The sequence below is a fragment of the Pseudomonas fluorescens genome, from assembly GCF_000968015.1.
Taxonomy (GTDB): Bacteria; Pseudomonadota; Gammaproteobacteria; order Pseudomonadales; family Pseudomonadaceae; genus Aquipseudomonas; species Aquipseudomonas fluorescens_W.
In genome coordinates this window covers 35,858-49,055 of the sequence record NZ_LACH01000035.1, presented here as the reverse complement: position 1 = coordinate 49,055, position 13,198 = coordinate 35,858, and the positions used below count along the sequence as shown (strand labels likewise).

At 58.9% G+C, this 13,198-nt stretch carries 12 protein-coding genes and 1 pseudogene; 10 read left to right on the top strand and 3 right to left on the bottom strand.

Annotated elements, in window-relative coordinates; genetic code table 11:
• Nucleotides 1–155: 155 nt before the first annotated feature.
• The 5 genes and pseudogenes from VD17_RS33125 to VD17_RS16695 form a co-directional block, all read left to right on the top strand.
• Nucleotides 156–1,187: pseudogene (locus tag VD17_RS33125) on the top strand (HAMP domain-containing protein); the annotation flags it as partial.
• A 93-nt stretch (nt 1,188–1,280) separates the two neighbouring features.
• Nucleotides 1,281–2,045, top strand: coding sequence for a methyl-accepting chemotaxis protein (locus VD17_RS33120; protein ID WP_440130571.1), 765 nt, complete (start codon nt 1,281–1,283; stop codon nt 2,043–2,045).
• A 190-nt stretch (nt 2,046–2,235) separates the two neighbouring features.
• Entirely contained in the window at nt 2,236–3,357 is a 1,122-nt protein-coding gene (locus VD17_RS16705) for a glycosyltransferase family 4 protein (protein WP_046054740.1), read from the top strand.
• Nucleotides 3,358–3,360: 3 nt separating this feature from the next.
• Nucleotides 3,361–4,125 carry a DUF2334 domain-containing protein gene (locus VD17_RS16700; RefSeq protein ID WP_046054739.1) on the top strand — a complete coding sequence of 255 codons (765 nt, stop codon included), beginning with the start codon at nt 3,361–3,363 and terminating at the stop codon, nt 4,123–4,125.
• The gene (locus VD17_RS16695; protein ID WP_046054738.1) at nt 4,122–5,117 is read left to right on the top strand and encodes a lysylphosphatidylglycerol synthase transmembrane domain-containing protein; all 996 of its coding nucleotides are present in this window, start codon (nt 4,122–4,124) and stop codon (nt 5,115–5,117) included. Before VD17_RS16700 ends, VD17_RS16695 begins: the two co-directional genes overlap by 4 nt.
• Nucleotides 5,118–5,178: 61 nt before the next feature.
• On the opposite strand, the gene VD17_RS32210 is transcribed toward VD17_RS16695, so the two are convergent.
• Nucleotides 5,179–5,355 carry a hypothetical protein gene (locus VD17_RS32210; RefSeq protein WP_185753166.1) on the bottom strand — a complete coding sequence of 59 codons (177 nt, stop codon included), beginning with the start codon at nt 5,353–5,355 and terminating at the stop codon, nt 5,179–5,181.
• 86 nt (nt 5,356–5,441) lie between these two features.
• Nucleotides 5,442–6,290 (bottom strand): formyltetrahydrofolate deformylase, encoded by an 849-nt coding sequence (purU, locus tag VD17_RS16690; protein ID WP_008147434.1) that lies wholly within the window; start codon nt 6,288–6,290, stop codon nt 5,442–5,444.
• A gap of 339 nt (nt 6,291–6,629) precedes the next feature.
• Here purU and mvaT point away from each other — a divergent pair, with 339 nt between their 5' ends.
• Nucleotides 6,630–7,007, top strand: coding sequence for a histone-like nucleoid-structuring protein MvaT (gene mvaT / locus VD17_RS16685; protein WP_046054737.1), 378 nt, complete (start codon nt 6,630–6,632; stop codon nt 7,005–7,007).
• A gap of 101 nt (nt 7,008–7,108) precedes the next feature.
• Here mvaT and sbcB read toward each other — a convergent pair whose 3' ends face one another.
• The gene (gene sbcB, locus VD17_RS16680; protein ID WP_046054736.1) at nt 7,109–8,539 is read right to left on the bottom strand and encodes an exodeoxyribonuclease I; all 1,431 of its coding nucleotides are present in this window, start codon (nt 8,537–8,539) and stop codon (nt 7,109–7,111) included.
• Between the two features lie 183 nt (nt 8,540–8,722).
• Between sbcB and VD17_RS16675 the strand changes: the two genes are divergently transcribed.
• Genes VD17_RS16675 through VD17_RS16660 form a run of 4 tightly spaced genes read left to right on the top strand, consistent with a single transcriptional unit; the run spans nt 8,723 to nt 13,113 of the window.
• Nucleotides 8,723–9,448 carry an RDD family protein gene (locus tag VD17_RS16675; protein ID WP_046054735.1) on the top strand — a complete coding sequence of 242 codons (726 nt, stop codon included), beginning with the start codon at nt 8,723–8,725 and terminating at the stop codon, nt 9,446–9,448.
• Complete coding sequence (locus VD17_RS16670; protein WP_046054734.1) at nt 9,445–10,422, top strand: stage II sporulation protein M; 978 nt, start codon at nt 9,445–9,447, stop codon at nt 10,420–10,422. The genes VD17_RS16675 and VD17_RS16670 overlap by 4 nt, the downstream gene beginning before the upstream one ends.
• On the top strand, nt 10,409–11,953 hold the full coding sequence (locus tag VD17_RS16665) for a DUF4129 domain-containing protein (protein WP_046054733.1): 1,545 nt from the start codon (nt 10,409–10,411) through the stop codon (nt 11,951–11,953). The genes VD17_RS16670 and VD17_RS16665 overlap by 14 nt, the downstream gene beginning before the upstream one ends.
• On the top strand, nt 11,950–13,113 hold the full coding sequence (locus VD17_RS16660) for a DUF4350 domain-containing protein (RefSeq protein ID WP_046054732.1): 1,164 nt from the start codon (nt 11,950–11,952) through the stop codon (nt 13,111–13,113). The genes VD17_RS16665 and VD17_RS16660 overlap by 4 nt, the downstream gene beginning before the upstream one ends.
• Nucleotides 13,114–13,198: the final 85 nt, after the last annotated feature.

Below are 13,198 nucleotides of genomic sequence, written 5' to 3'. Positions count from 1 at the left end.
GCCGATAGGAATAAGCGAGAGACCCAATTGAAAGCAAGGTCCGACATTCCCCTATGGAGAGCAGGAATTACCGACTCGCTCCGTTGCGCACTCATTTTGCGCGCATTAACAGCAACGCGCCCCGAACTATAAGACCTTAGCGGACCCCTCAAGCCATGAACAAAAATCTGCGCTTCAGCCATAAAATCCTGCTTGCCGCCGCCCTCATCGTCATTGCCGCCTTCGCCTCGTTCACGCTGTACAACGACTATTTACAGCGCAATGCGATACGCCGCGATCTGGACAACTACTTGCAAGAGATGGGCAGCGTCACCGCGAAAAACATTCAAACCTGGCTGGCCGGCCGCAGCCTGCTGATCGAAAACCTGTCGCAAACCGTTGCCTTGAATTCCGATTCCGCCAATGTCTCCAACCTGCTGGAACAGAAGGCCGTGTCGTCGACCTTTATGGGCGCCTACCTGGGCAACAAAGATGGCACCTTCATCATCCGCCCGGACAGCAAGATGCCCGACGGTTATGACCCTCGTGCCCGCCCTTGGTACAAGAGCGCGCAAAGCACCAGCGGTTCTGCCCTGACCGAACCCTACATCGACCTGGCTTCCGGCCAGTTGGTGATTTCCATCGTTAATAGCGTACTCAAGGACGGTCAAAATATCGGCGTGGTGGGTGGTGACTTGAGCTTGCAGGTGATCACCGACAGCCTCAACGCACTGGACTTCGGCGGCATGGGTTATGCGTTTCTGGTCGGCGCCGACGGAAAAATCCTGGTCCACCCGGACAAAGCGCTGGTGATGAAGTCCCTGAGCGAGGCGTACCCGAAAAACACCCCGCGCATCAGCAGCGACTTCAGTGAAGTAGACGTCGACGGCAAGACTCGCATCGTGACCTTTACACCGATCAAAGGGCTGTCCTCAGTCAACTGGTACATCGGTCTGTCGGTGGACAAGGACAAAGCCTTCTCCAAACTCAGCGAATTCCGCGCCTCGGCGCTCATTGCGACAGTCATTGCCGTGGCCATCATCATCGCTCTGCTGGGCATGCTGATCCGCATCCTGATCCAGCCGCTGCACGTCATGACCCGCGCCATGGCAGACATCGCCGACGGCGAAGGCGACCTGACCAAACGCCTTACCATCGTGAACAACGATGAATTCGGTGTACTCGGTACCGCGTTCAACCGCTTCGTGGAACGCATTCACGGTTCGATCCGCGAAGTGTCGTCGGCCACCGGGCAAGTCAACGAAGTGGCTCTGCGTGTCGTGGCCGCCTCGAACTCCTCGATGTTCAACTCCGACCAACAGGCTTCGCGCACCAGCAGCGTGGCCGCGGCGATCAACCAGCTCGGCGCCGCCGCTCAGGAAATCGCCCGCAATGCCGCGCAAGCATCGAGTCAGGCCAGCGACGCCCGCAGCCTCGCCGAAGATGGCCAGCAAGTGGTGGATCGCAGCATTGCCGCGATGAATCAGCTGTCGAACATGCTCAGCGCCTCGAGCACCAACATCGAATCGCTGAACAGCAAAACCGTGAACATCGGGCAGATTCTCGAAGTGATCACCAGCATCTCCCAGCAAACCAACCTGCTGGCGCTCAACGCGGCCATCGAAGCAGCACGTGCCGGTGAAGCCGGTCGGGGTTTTGCCGTGGTGGCCGATGAAGTGCGTAACCTGGCGCACCGCACTCAGGAATCGGCGCAACAGGTGCAGACCATGATCGAGGAGCTGCAAGTCGGCGCCCGCGAATCCGTCAGCACCATGAGCGACAGCCAGCGCCACAGTCAGGACAGCGTCGAAATCGCCAACCTGGCCGGCGAGCGGTTGAGCAGTGTGACGTTGCGTATTGGCGAGATTGACGGGATGAACCAGTCGGTGGCCACGGCGACCGAGGAGCAGACGGCGGTGGTGGAGTCGATCAACGTCGACATTACCGAGATCAACACACTGAATCAGGAAGGGGTGGAAAACCTGCAGTCGACGTTGCGAGCGTGTGCCGATCTTGAGCAGCAGGCGGCGCGCCTTAAACAGTTGGTAGGCAGTTTCCGTATTTAGCGTCTGATAAGGCCTCATCGCGAGCAAGCTCGCTCCCACAGGTTCAGCGCAAGCCCCTGTAGGAGCGAGCCTGCTCGCGATGGCGGTCTGTAACACACCGCAAAAACCTCACTGACACCCCGCCACAAAACCCCAACCGAACATCTATCCTTCATAAAGGTCAACCAAGGGAGCTCAACGGACCGGAGGAATGTTCATCGTGCATATCGCTGACATAACCATGTTCTACGCCCCTGCCAGCGGTGGCGTGCGCACTTATCTGGATGCAAAGCACCGTCGCCTGAGCATCAAGCCGGGCATTCGCCACAGTCTGCTGATCCCTGGGGCTTACTTGAGTGAACAGGATGGCGTTTACACGGTTCCGGCCCCCGCCCTGCCCTTCGGCAAGGGTTATCGTTTCCCCCTCCGTCTCGCGCCATGGCGCAATGTTCTGCAGGATTTACAGCCCGACCTGATCGAGGTAGGCGACCCCTACCTTACTGCTTGGGCGGCCCTCGATGCCCGGCGGCAACTCGATGTCCCGGTGATCGGCTTTTATCATTCGGACCTGCCGCTACTGGTCAGCAATCGCATGGGCAACTGGGTCACAACGAACGTCGAAGCCTATGTCAGCAAGCTCTATGGCAACTTCGATCGGGTTCTGGCGCCCAGCCAGGTCATGGCCGACAAACTGATCGGGCTGGGGGTGAAGAACGTTTTCGTGCAACCGCTGGGCGTCGACTTGCAAACCTTCAATCCCACTGTACGAGACACGGGCCTGCGGGCCGCATTGGGCATTGATGAAAACACTCATCTGCTGATCTTCGCCGGGCGCGGCTCCAAGGAAAAAAACCTGCCGGTGCTGCTCGACTGCATGAAACACCTGGGCCGACGCTATCACCTGCTGCTGGTAGGTTCCTCGATGCCGGCCGCAGTGCCCGACAACGTGACCGTGATCGGTGAGTTCTGTACGGCGGCACACTTGGCGCGATTGATGGCCAGCGCCGATGCGCTGCTACACGCCGGTGACCAGGAAACCTTTGGCCTGGTGGTTCTTGAAGCCATGGCCAGTGGCATTCCGGTGGTGGCCGTGGCGGCCGGGTCCTTTCAGGAAATCATCACCGATCAATGCGGCTTGCTCTGCCCGCCGAACAATCCATTGGCGATGGCCAACGCGGTCCGCGAGCTGTTCAGTTCGGGCAGCGTCGTTTTGGGTAAACAGGCCCGCAGCCATGTCGAGCGGCATTACTCCTGGGATACTGTGGTCAACAGCCTGCTGGGGCACTATCACGCGGTGCTCGGCAGCCATTGGCCGCTGACTGCCAATGGTTGAGCCATGAACCCGCCCAGCCTGTTACTCGTGCTGCACGACGTCGCACCGCCAACCTGGGCCGATTATCAATCCTTTGTCGAAGCCGTCGACGCCTTGGGCGCGGTGCCGATGACCTGGTTGGTGGTGCCCAATTTCCACAAGCACAACGATCTGGAGGAGCATCCGGGATTTCGACGTTTGCTCACCCGTCGTATCGCCCGAGGTGACGAACTGGCATTGCACGGTTACTTTCATTGCGATGAAGATCCGCCCCCCCACACACCACGAGATTGGTTCATGCGCCGGATCTACACCCACGAAGGCGAGTTTTACGGCCTGTCTCAAGACGCCGCCCTCGCCCGCCTGCGCGCCGGTATCGAAGTGTTCCACCGTTATCACTGGCAGCTGGAGGGCTTCGTCGCTCCGGCCTGGTTGATGAGCGAAGGGACGCGCCAGGCCTTGCGCCAGTTACCCCTGAGTTACACCAGCGATCCGCAGCATCTGTATCGTCTGCCGGACTTCACCGCGGTCGACGCGCCGGGGCTGGTCTGGAGTGCGCGCAGTGCCTGGCGCCGGGGGTTATCGAAAGTCCTGAGTGATCAACGCGAACAACGCTGGCAGCAAGCACCGGTTATTCGTCTTGGCTTGCACCCAGTGGATATGCGCCATGAGTTCTCGCGCACTTACTGGCTGCAAACCCTCAAGCGCTTGCTCGACGAGGGACGTGTGCCGATGACCAAGGCTCGCTGGCTGGCGCTGCGAAGCGACCGTATGGGTCGCGCCGCATGAGTCGCGGGATTCTGCTGCTCGTCGCGCTGCTCGCTGCGGTGCTGATTCCGTCGCTGCTGGGCGGTAACGAAACCTGGTATCGACTGCGAAGCTTTCCGCTGACATGGTTACTGATCATGTTCGGCATGATCCTGCTGTGCTGGGTGCTGAACACGATGCGCTTGCGCCTGTTGCTAGGGGATCAGCGTAACAAGGTGGGCCCGCTCAAAAGTCTCGGGGTGGTGATGGCCGCCGAGTTCGCCTATTGCGCTACCCCCGGCGGCAGCGGCGGGCCGCTGACGATCATGGCGCTGTTGGCACGTAATGGCGTGCGTCCGGCCAGGGGCAGCGCCGTATTTGCCATGGATCAACTGAGCGATCTGCTGTTTTTTCTCTGCGCGCTGAGCGGGATCCTGATTTATGCGTTGTTCCAGCACCTCAGCCAACGCATGGAATGGTTGCTGACCGTCAGCGCCATTTCGATGTTCGGCGGGTTGTTCAGTTGCGTGGTGGTCGCCCGTTACCATCGAGTGCTGATTCGGCTGAGCGGTCGGTTGCTCGCTCGCCTGAATGTCAAAACCACCACACGCCTGCGTTGGGCGCGAAAACTCCTGCACTTTCTGGCGGCGTTCACCGACACATTGAAGTTGCCCTTTCAGACGCTCATCACAGTGTTTGCCCTGACCTGCCTGCATTGGGTCTTGCGCTATAGCGTGCTGTATCTGGCCTTGCGTGGGCTCGGGGCGGACTTGCAGTGGGCCTGGAGCTTTCTGATCCAGATGCTTTCGCTGAGCGCGGGGCAGTTCAGCCTGTTGCCGGGCGGTGCCGGGGCGGCGGAGTTGACGTCGGCGGCGTTGCTGGCGCCGATGGTGGGGAAATCCACCGCGGCGGCGGCGATTCTGATCTGGCGGGCGGTGACTTATTACTTTTATCTGGTGGTCGGTGGCCCGGTGTTTTTGCTGATGCTTGGGCGGCCGCTGCTGAAGAAGTTGATGAAGTTCAAACAAGCCTAAAAGATCGCAGCCTGCGGCAGCTCCTACATGGATCGCAAACCCTTGTAGGAGCTCGATCTTTTCAGGCGTCCCCGGATTTATCGTCGGGCTCGTTCTGCAACTGTTCCCACAACTCGGCGGCACCGGGAAACTCCGTGCCGTCTTCGGGGTTCATGTCATCCGGGTCGTAACGACTCAAACACCCCTCGCCCAACGTGGCAGGAGCCTTGGATGTCGCTTTGTCGAGTGGATCGGCCATGCTCATGTCCTCAGTGCAGAAACGGCGAAGGGCCTGAAGCGATTGAACGCCCAGGCCCTTCGAATTTCAACCGTGTTATATGGCTGTCAGAACACGACGGTTTTGTTGCCGTGCACCAGCACCCGATCTTCCAGGTGATAACGCAGACCACGGGCCAGCACCATCTTCTCGACGTCCCGACCGAAACGCACCATGTCGTCGATGCTGTCACTGTGGCTGACGCGAACAACGTCCTGCTCGATGATCGGACCGGCATCCAGCTCTTCGGTCACGTAGTGGCACGTAGCGCCGATCAACTTCACGCCACGCATCGATGCCTGGTGATACGGCTTGGCACCAACGAACGACGGCAGGAAGCTGTGGTGAATGTTGATGACCTTGTGCGCATATTCGCGGCACAACTCGGGCGGCAGGATTTGCATGTAGCGGGCAAGTACAACCACTTCGGCATCGTGCTGTTTGACCAGGCGCGAGACTTCGGCGAATGCCGGCTCTTTGTCCTGCGGATTGACCGGTACGTGGTAATACGGAATCCCGTGCCACTCGACCATGCTGCGCAAGTCGTCATGGTTGGAAATCACGCAGGAAATTTCGCAATCCAGCTCATCACTGTGCCAGCGATGCAGCAAGTCGGCGAGGCAGTGAGACTCGCGACTGGCCATCAGTACCACACGCTTTTTCTGCTCGGTATCGGTGATGCGCCAGTTCATCGAGAACTCTTCGGCAATCGGTGCAAACGCTTCGCGAAAGGCATCGATACCAAAGGGCAGCGAATCGGCACGAATTTCGTGACGCATGAAGAACCAGCCACTGAGATTGTCCGAGTGATGGCTCGCTTCAGTGATCCAGCCGTTATGTGACGCCAGAAAGTTACTGACTTTAGCAACGATACCGACGCGGTCCGGGCAAGCAATCACCAGCCGAAAAGTGCGCATGAGGGTCAGACTCCAGAACTTCGCAAAGGCGGCCATTCTAGCGATTGCGCAGCAAAACTGCAGTATTGATGACGTTTGGGCCGGCATAAAGGTGGGCGGCACAGGTTCTGGCAGCACCCGCTACCCGCGCGATGGTGTTCCTGTTGCCAATCTTCAAGTGCCCAATTGTGAACATCTGTGATGACGGCATCACACTATTTAACTACACCGGCAATTTATGCCCTATTCACCGTAACTAATTTAATAAAACTCCGGTTAAATGTTTACTTGGTGAAACACCCTGACTATTATTGCCGCACTGTCACCTGCCATCCAGCGCCCCAACATAAGGTAGTCCTCATGTCCTTGATCAACGAATACCGCGCCACCGAAGAAGCTATCAAAGAGCTGCAAGCCCGTTTGAAGAACCTGTCCCAAGACGACAAACTGCAAGCCGAGCTGGAATTCGAAGGCAAACTGCGCACCCTGATGGGCGAGTACTCCAAGTCTCTGCGTGACATCATTGCGCTATTGGATCCAGAGTCCAAAACCAAAGCGCCACGCGGCGGCGCAGTAAAAACTACTGGCACCAAACGTGCTCGCAAAGTTAAACAATACAAAAACCCGCACAACGGCGAAGTCATCGAAACCAAAGGTGGCAACCACAAAACTCTGAAAGAGTGGAAAGCCAAGTGGGGCGGTGACGTGGTTGAAGGCTGGGCTACCCTGCTGGGCTAAGCCGTAGCGCTTGTCGCAGATTCATCCGCGACAAAAAAAGAACGCCAGCATCTGCTGGCGTTTTTTTATGCCCGGCATTCAGCACCCGAACATTTTCGATTTCAAAGATTCAAACGTTTGCGTAATTCCTGGACATAATTCTGCCATTCATTCAGCACCTCTCGCTGAAACGATGTAGCCGTAATACTCCATTGGGCGGCGGCCTCTTCAAAAGTTTCCAGCGTATTTGGCGCCCCCCACTCGGGTGCTGACAAACGTTGCTGACAGAATATTCTCCAGCGTTCTTGCTCTTCGAAACTCAACGTATCGGGGAAGTTACGTGCGCGATATCGAAACAATAATTCAGGCAATCGTTCATCATCGAAAGGCCATTGTTGTTGCGCTAATTGAGCAGGGTCGGCAGACCGGACTTGCTCACAAAGACGCCGATCCCGATCACCGATAAAACCATCGTATAACTGTTGCTCAGGGTCTTGGCTCGAGGTGAAATCTTCGCTGGCGTAAATCGCCTGAACTTTATCTCGCCAAACTGTTTGTGCGTCACTTAGCCGCAGCGTGCGCTCTTGGTAGAGCGACATATCCAGCCCCAAACGTTGCTGATCTTCAGAGCGAAGTACCGACAACGGCGCCACCACCGGGCATTTATTGATGTGGATAAGTTTGAGCGGCACCGGCAACTCGCCCTCGGCCAAGTCATCGCGGCGGGTATACAGCCGTTGACGCAAGGTGTCGGCATCAAGATCCAGCAAACCCTGAGGGTCCAGGTGCAGATCACAGACAATCAAGGCGTTCTTGTTGCGCGGGTGCCAGGCCAAGGGCAGCACCACACCGACATAACTGCGCGCCGCTGAAAAGCGCCCTGAGATGTGCACCATCGGCTGCAACAACCGAATCTGATCCATCACCTTTTGTTTACCGCGCAACTGAAACAACCAGTCATACAACTTCGGCTGCTTTTCCCGGATCAGACGCGCCAGGGCGATGGTGGCTCGAACGTCCGATAGCGCTTCGTGAGCATTTCCGTGATCAATGCCATTGGCGGCGGTCAGGCGTTCGAGTTTGAGCGTTATCCGCCCCTCGTCGTCCGTCGGCCAAACGATGCCGTCAGGGCGCAAGGCATAGGCGGCACGCACCACATCGATCAGGTCCCAGCGGCTATTACCGCCCTGCCACTCGCGCGCATAAGGGTCGAAAAAGTTTCGGTAAAGACTGTAACGGGTCATCTCGTCGTCGAAACGCAACGTGTTGTATCCCGCCCCACACGTGCCGGGCGCCGCGAGTTGGGCGTGCACCCGGGTCATGAAATCGGCTTCGCTCAAGCCTTGCTCGGCCAGTCGGCCGGGCGTAATACCCGTGATCGCACAGGCCGCCGGATGGGGCAGGATGTCTTCACTGGGCTGGCAGTAAAGGTTGACCGGCTCGTCTATTTCATTGAGATCGAAGTCAGTGCGAATCCCCGCCATCTGGAGTGGGCGGTCGCTACGGGGGTTGATGCCAGTGGTTTCATAGTCGTACCAGAAGATAGAGGTCACGGGCTATTCCTGAACTGAAGATCGGCGAAGTCTAGGCGTTCACATCCCGCCCCGGCCAGTAATCTCGTCATTCAATCACCTCTGGCCACTTGCCGTGCAATACATAGTTATGTCGTTTCCCCCCGAGAGGCTGCTAGCATCGGACGGACATCGAATCCCGAACAGGCCACATCAAGGTTGCCCATGCTCGAGACCACAGCACTGCCAAGGAAAGCGACGCTGTCCCCGCCACTGGATACGCGGTATCAAGTCGAAACGCCGGAAGGCATCGACCTGCCACTGCGCCCGGCCGGGTTGATGGTTCGTGCACTGGCGTTCGCCATCGATCTCGGGCTGCGCGGGTTGATCGTTGGCGTGCTATTTATTGTCCTGGCGTTCCTCGGAAAACTCGGCGCAGGGCTCGGCTCGATTCTGTTGTTTGTGGTGAGCTGGTGGTACATGGTGCTGTTCGAAGTGCTCAATCAGGGTCGTTCGCCAGGCAAGCACTGGATGGGCCTGCGGGTGGTGCAAGACGATGGCACGCCGATCGGCTGGTCTGCTTCGCTGCTACGCAACCTGCTGCGGTTTGTCGACATGCTGCCGTTCGGCTATTTCCTCGGGGCTATCAGTTGCCTGCAACATCCCACTTTCAAACGCCTCGGCGATCTTGCCGCCGGCACGCTGGTGATCTACCGCGAACAACCGCTCGCCCGACCACAACTGCCCACCGCTCAGCCCCGGCGCCCGGCCTTTGCGCTGACGCTGACCGAACAACGCGCCATTCTCGGGTTTGCCGAGCGCCAGGGTGAACTCTCTGAAGCACGGGTCAAAGAGCTGGCGGCCATACTCGCGCAACCGTTGCAGGTGGCGGCGCCGGGGGCCGTGGACGAACTCAACGGCATCGCTTGCGGCTTGTTGGGCCCCACATGAAGCAAAGCCTTTTCGAAAGCCGCCACAAGGCCGAATGGGAGCAATTTGCTCTTGTGCTTGAACAACTGGAGCAAGGCAAGGAAGCCGAACGAGTCGCCGGTTTCCCAAGTGATTATCGTCGTCTCTGCCAACACCTGGCGCTGGCCCGGGAACGTGGTTACAGCAGCTTTCTGATCGACTCGTTACAGCAACAAATGCTGCGCGGGCATCAACAGCTTTATCGCCACCGCAGTCGACTGGGTGCCAACGTGCTGAGCTTCATCCTGGCTGACTTCCCGCGACTGGTGCGCGAACAGTGGCGTTTCGTACTCGCCGCCGGCCTGATGTTTTTTGGCAGCCTGATCGGCATCGCACTGCTGGTGTATCTGTTCCCCGACCTGGTCTACAACCTGATCCCGGCCGAGCAAGTCAGCGAAATGCAAGGCATGTACGACCCCGAGGCCGGTCACCTGGGGCGCTCGGCGGAACGGGCGGCCAGTGAAAACTGGGTGATGTTCGGTTACTACATCATGCACAACATCGGCATCGCCTTTCAGACCTTCGCCAGCGGTTTGCTGTTTGGCCTGGGCAGCGCGTTTTTCCTGTTCTTCAACGGTTTGATGATTGGTGCGGTGGCCGGGCACTTGACACACATTGGCTATGGGCAAACCTTCTGGGCATTCGTGGTTGGCCACGGCGCCTTCGAACTGAGTGCTATCGCCCTGGCCGGTGCCGCCGGCCTGCAACTGGGTTGGGCATTGATCGCGCCGGGGCGCCTGCCCCGCTCCGAAGCCCTGCGATTGGCAGCACGCAAGAGCGTATTGCTGATTTGCGGGGTCATGTTGTTTCTGCTGATTGCGGCGTTTATCGAAGCTTACTGGTCGTCCACGGTCGGGGTCGCGCCAATGACCAAGTACCTGGTCGGTGCAGCGCTCTGGTTGTTGGTGGCGACTTATCTGCTGTTTGCCGGACGGCCCCGCCATGCGCCTGAGTGACGCCACGGTTGTCATCCGCCCGCGCACCACCTGGGAAGCCATGGACCTGGGCGTCCTGCTGAGCCAGCGACACCGGCGCCTGCTGATGACCAGTTGGGCCATCGTGACCTTGCCGATTTTCGCCCTGCTCAGCTGGGTGCTGTGGGATTCACCCTCCCTCGCCGTATTCATCTTCTGGTGGCTGAAACCGGCGTTCGACCGCCTGCCGCTGTATATCCTGTCCAAAGCCATGTTTGGCGAAACGCCCACGCTGAAGCAGGCGTTGCGCCAGTTTCCGCGGCTGCTCAAACCGCAACTGCTGGAGAGTCTGACCTGGCGACGCCTGAGCCTGAGTCGCAGCTTCCTGATGCCGGTGGTGCAACTCGAAGGGCTGAGTGGTCAGCCACGAAAACAGCGCTTGCAGGTGCTGTTGCAGCGCAACGCTGGTGCCGCGCGGTGGCTGACCATCATCGGCGTACACCTGGAAAGCGCGTTGTGGATCGGCCTGATGGTGCTGTTCTATATGTTCTTGCCGCAACAGGTCGAACTCGACTGGAGCTGGCAGACCTTGATCACCGCCGCTACACAAGACTGGCGATGGCTGGAACACCTGACCAATGCCTTTTACGCACTGGTGCTGATTGTCTGGGAACCGGTTTATGTCGCCTGCGGCTTCAGCCTTTATCTGAATCGGCGCACGGTGCTGGAGGCCTGGGATATCGAGTTGGTGTTCCGCCGCATGCGTCAACGCTTGACCAGCGCCGCCGTCTCCCTGCTGCTGGCGGCGTTTCTGTTGATGCCGACAGCGCAAACCGTGTGGGCCGCCGAGCCAGTCATTTCACCCGATAGCCCGCGCCTGCTGGACCAGCCATTGACCAGTCAGGCATCCCGGGACAGCATCAAGGCGATCCTCGATCAGCCTCCGTTCAAGAACAAGGAATCGGTCACGCGCTATCGGTTTGGCGAAGAAAAACCAGCCGCCGATACCGCGGACGATGACCTAACAACCGAATGGCTGGAGGCGCTGCTCAAGCTTCTGGACAACCAACGCTTCGGCGCAGCGGCCACGCTGATTGAAGTCGTGTTGTGGGGTGTCGTGATCGGTGCCATTGGTTTATTGATCTGGCATTACCGTGACTGGTTGCAAGCCTTCGTCAGTCGTCGACCGGGCTTGAACAGCAAGGTCGCGCGGCCGTTACCGCAACAGGCTTTCGGCCTGGACCTCAACCGCGAAACCCTGCCTGCCGACATTGCTGCCAGCGCCGAACGCCTCTGGCAAACCCACCCTCGCGAGGCCCTCGGATTGCTCTATCGCGGTCTGCTCAGCCACTTGCTGCACGACTTCAACATGGCGTTGAAACCCGCCGACACCGAAGGCCAGGTCCTGGAGCGCATCGAACACCTGCAACAACCTGCCTTGCTGGCCTTCAGTAAAAACCTGACCGGGCACTGGCAGAACATGGCCTACGGGCATCGCCTGCCTCCCGCGCATCTGCAACAGGAACTCTGTGACGGCTGGCGAGCCCTGTTCGGCCCGGGAGCGTTGCGTTGAACCGGCAACGCTGGCTGGCGGTCGGCGTGTTCATCGCCGTGCTATTGATCGCGCTGAGTGTTTATCTGTACGTCAAGGCGACGCCCTATCAGACAGACATCGATCACGGCCCCTCACCCGAAGCCCAGGCCAACCCTTATCTCGCCGCCGAGCACTTTTTGCGCAAACAGGGCCTGACCGTCAGCCACGCCAACAGCCTCGACATCCTGCCGACCCTCGAGCCGCATCAGCACAGTCTGTTATTGCTCGGGGACCGGTACAACATGACCCCGCGCCAGATCGATCAGCTGTTGAACTGGACCCGGGCCGGCGGGCGTCTTTTGTTTGTTGCCCAGTCGTTGTGGGATGAGAAGACCGGCCAAAGCAATGACCTGCTGCTCGACCGGGTGCAACTGCACCAGTCGCTGAGCAAAGACCTCAAGGACCCGCCGCCCGGGAGCGACGACGATCCTTACCCCAAGCTGACCAAGCTGTATCTGGAAGACGAAAACGCGCCGGCCTACGCCGGTTTCGATACCGCATTCCATCTCGAAGACCCGAAAAACCTCGCCCAGGCCTGGGCCAACAGCGGCAAGGCCACGCACATGATGCAACTCAATCACGGGCTCGGTTCGATCACCGTGGTCACCGACGCCGACCTGTGGAAAACCCCGGCCATCGACCAGTACGACAACGCCTGGCTGCTCTGGTACCTGACCGCGGACACGAACGTGACTCTGCTGTTCAACACCGATCACGACAGTCTGCTGACCTTGCTCCTGCGCTATTTCCCTCAGGCGCTGGTCGCCCTGATCGCCCTGATCGGTCTTGGCTTCTGGCACGTCGGCGTACGGCAGGGTCCGCTGCTGGAGCCGGCCCCAAGAGCCCGCCGCCAACTTCAGGAACACCTGCGCGCCAGCGCCGATTTCATGTTGCGGCGCAACGGTCAGCAGCACCTGGTGCAAGCCTTGCAGCACGACATCTTGCGTCGTGTGCGGCGCCGTCATCCCGGTTTCGAACAACTCGGCGTCGCCGAACAATGGCTGGTGCTCGCACGCCTGACCGGCCAACCCACACGCGCTATCAGCCAGGCCATGAGCCCGCGACCGAAGCAGCGGCTATCCAGCGCTGAATTCAGCCGTCAGGTCGCCCACCTGCAGACCTTGAGGAACGCCTTATGATCTGACACTTTGAAAGAGTTAGATTGCTGTGATATTAGAAACCAATATTTAGAAGCTCAGGTGCTTTAGGGTCGATCTAATGCCC

What these genes read in the sequence shown, in the direction of transcription:
- VD17_RS33120 (WP_440130571.1), top strand. Translation starts at nt 1,281, where the DNA reads ATGTTCAACTCCGACCAACAGGCTTCGCGCACCAGCAGCGTGGCCGCG.
- VD17_RS16705 (WP_046054740.1), top strand. Translation starts at nt 2,236, where the DNA reads ATGTTCATCGTGCATATCGCTGACATAACCATGTTCTACGCCCCTGCC.
- VD17_RS16700 (WP_046054739.1), top strand. Translation starts at nt 3,361, where the DNA reads ATGAACCCGCCCAGCCTGTTACTCGTGCTGCACGACGTCGCACCGCCA.
- VD17_RS16695 (WP_046054738.1), top strand. Translation starts at nt 4,122, where the DNA reads ATGAGTCGCGGGATTCTGCTGCTCGTCGCGCTGCTCGCTGCGGTGCTG.
- VD17_RS32210 (WP_185753166.1), bottom strand. Translation starts at nt 5,355, where the DNA reads ATGGCCGATCCACTCGACAAAGCGACATCCAAGGCTCCTGCCACGTTG.
- purU (WP_008147434.1), bottom strand. Translation starts at nt 6,290, where the DNA reads ATGCGCACTTTTCGGCTGGTGATTGCTTGCCCGGACCGCGTCGGTATC.
- mvaT (WP_046054737.1), top strand. Translation starts at nt 6,630, where the DNA reads ATGTCCTTGATCAACGAATACCGCGCCACCGAAGAAGCTATCAAAGAG.
- VD17_RS16675 (WP_046054735.1), top strand. Translation starts at nt 8,723, where the DNA reads ATGCTCGAGACCACAGCACTGCCAAGGAAAGCGACGCTGTCCCCGCCA.
- VD17_RS16670 (WP_046054734.1), top strand. Translation starts at nt 9,445, where the DNA reads ATGAAGCAAAGCCTTTTCGAAAGCCGCCACAAGGCCGAATGGGAGCAA.
- VD17_RS16665 (WP_046054733.1), top strand. Translation starts at nt 10,409, where the DNA reads ATGCGCCTGAGTGACGCCACGGTTGTCATCCGCCCGCGCACCACCTGG.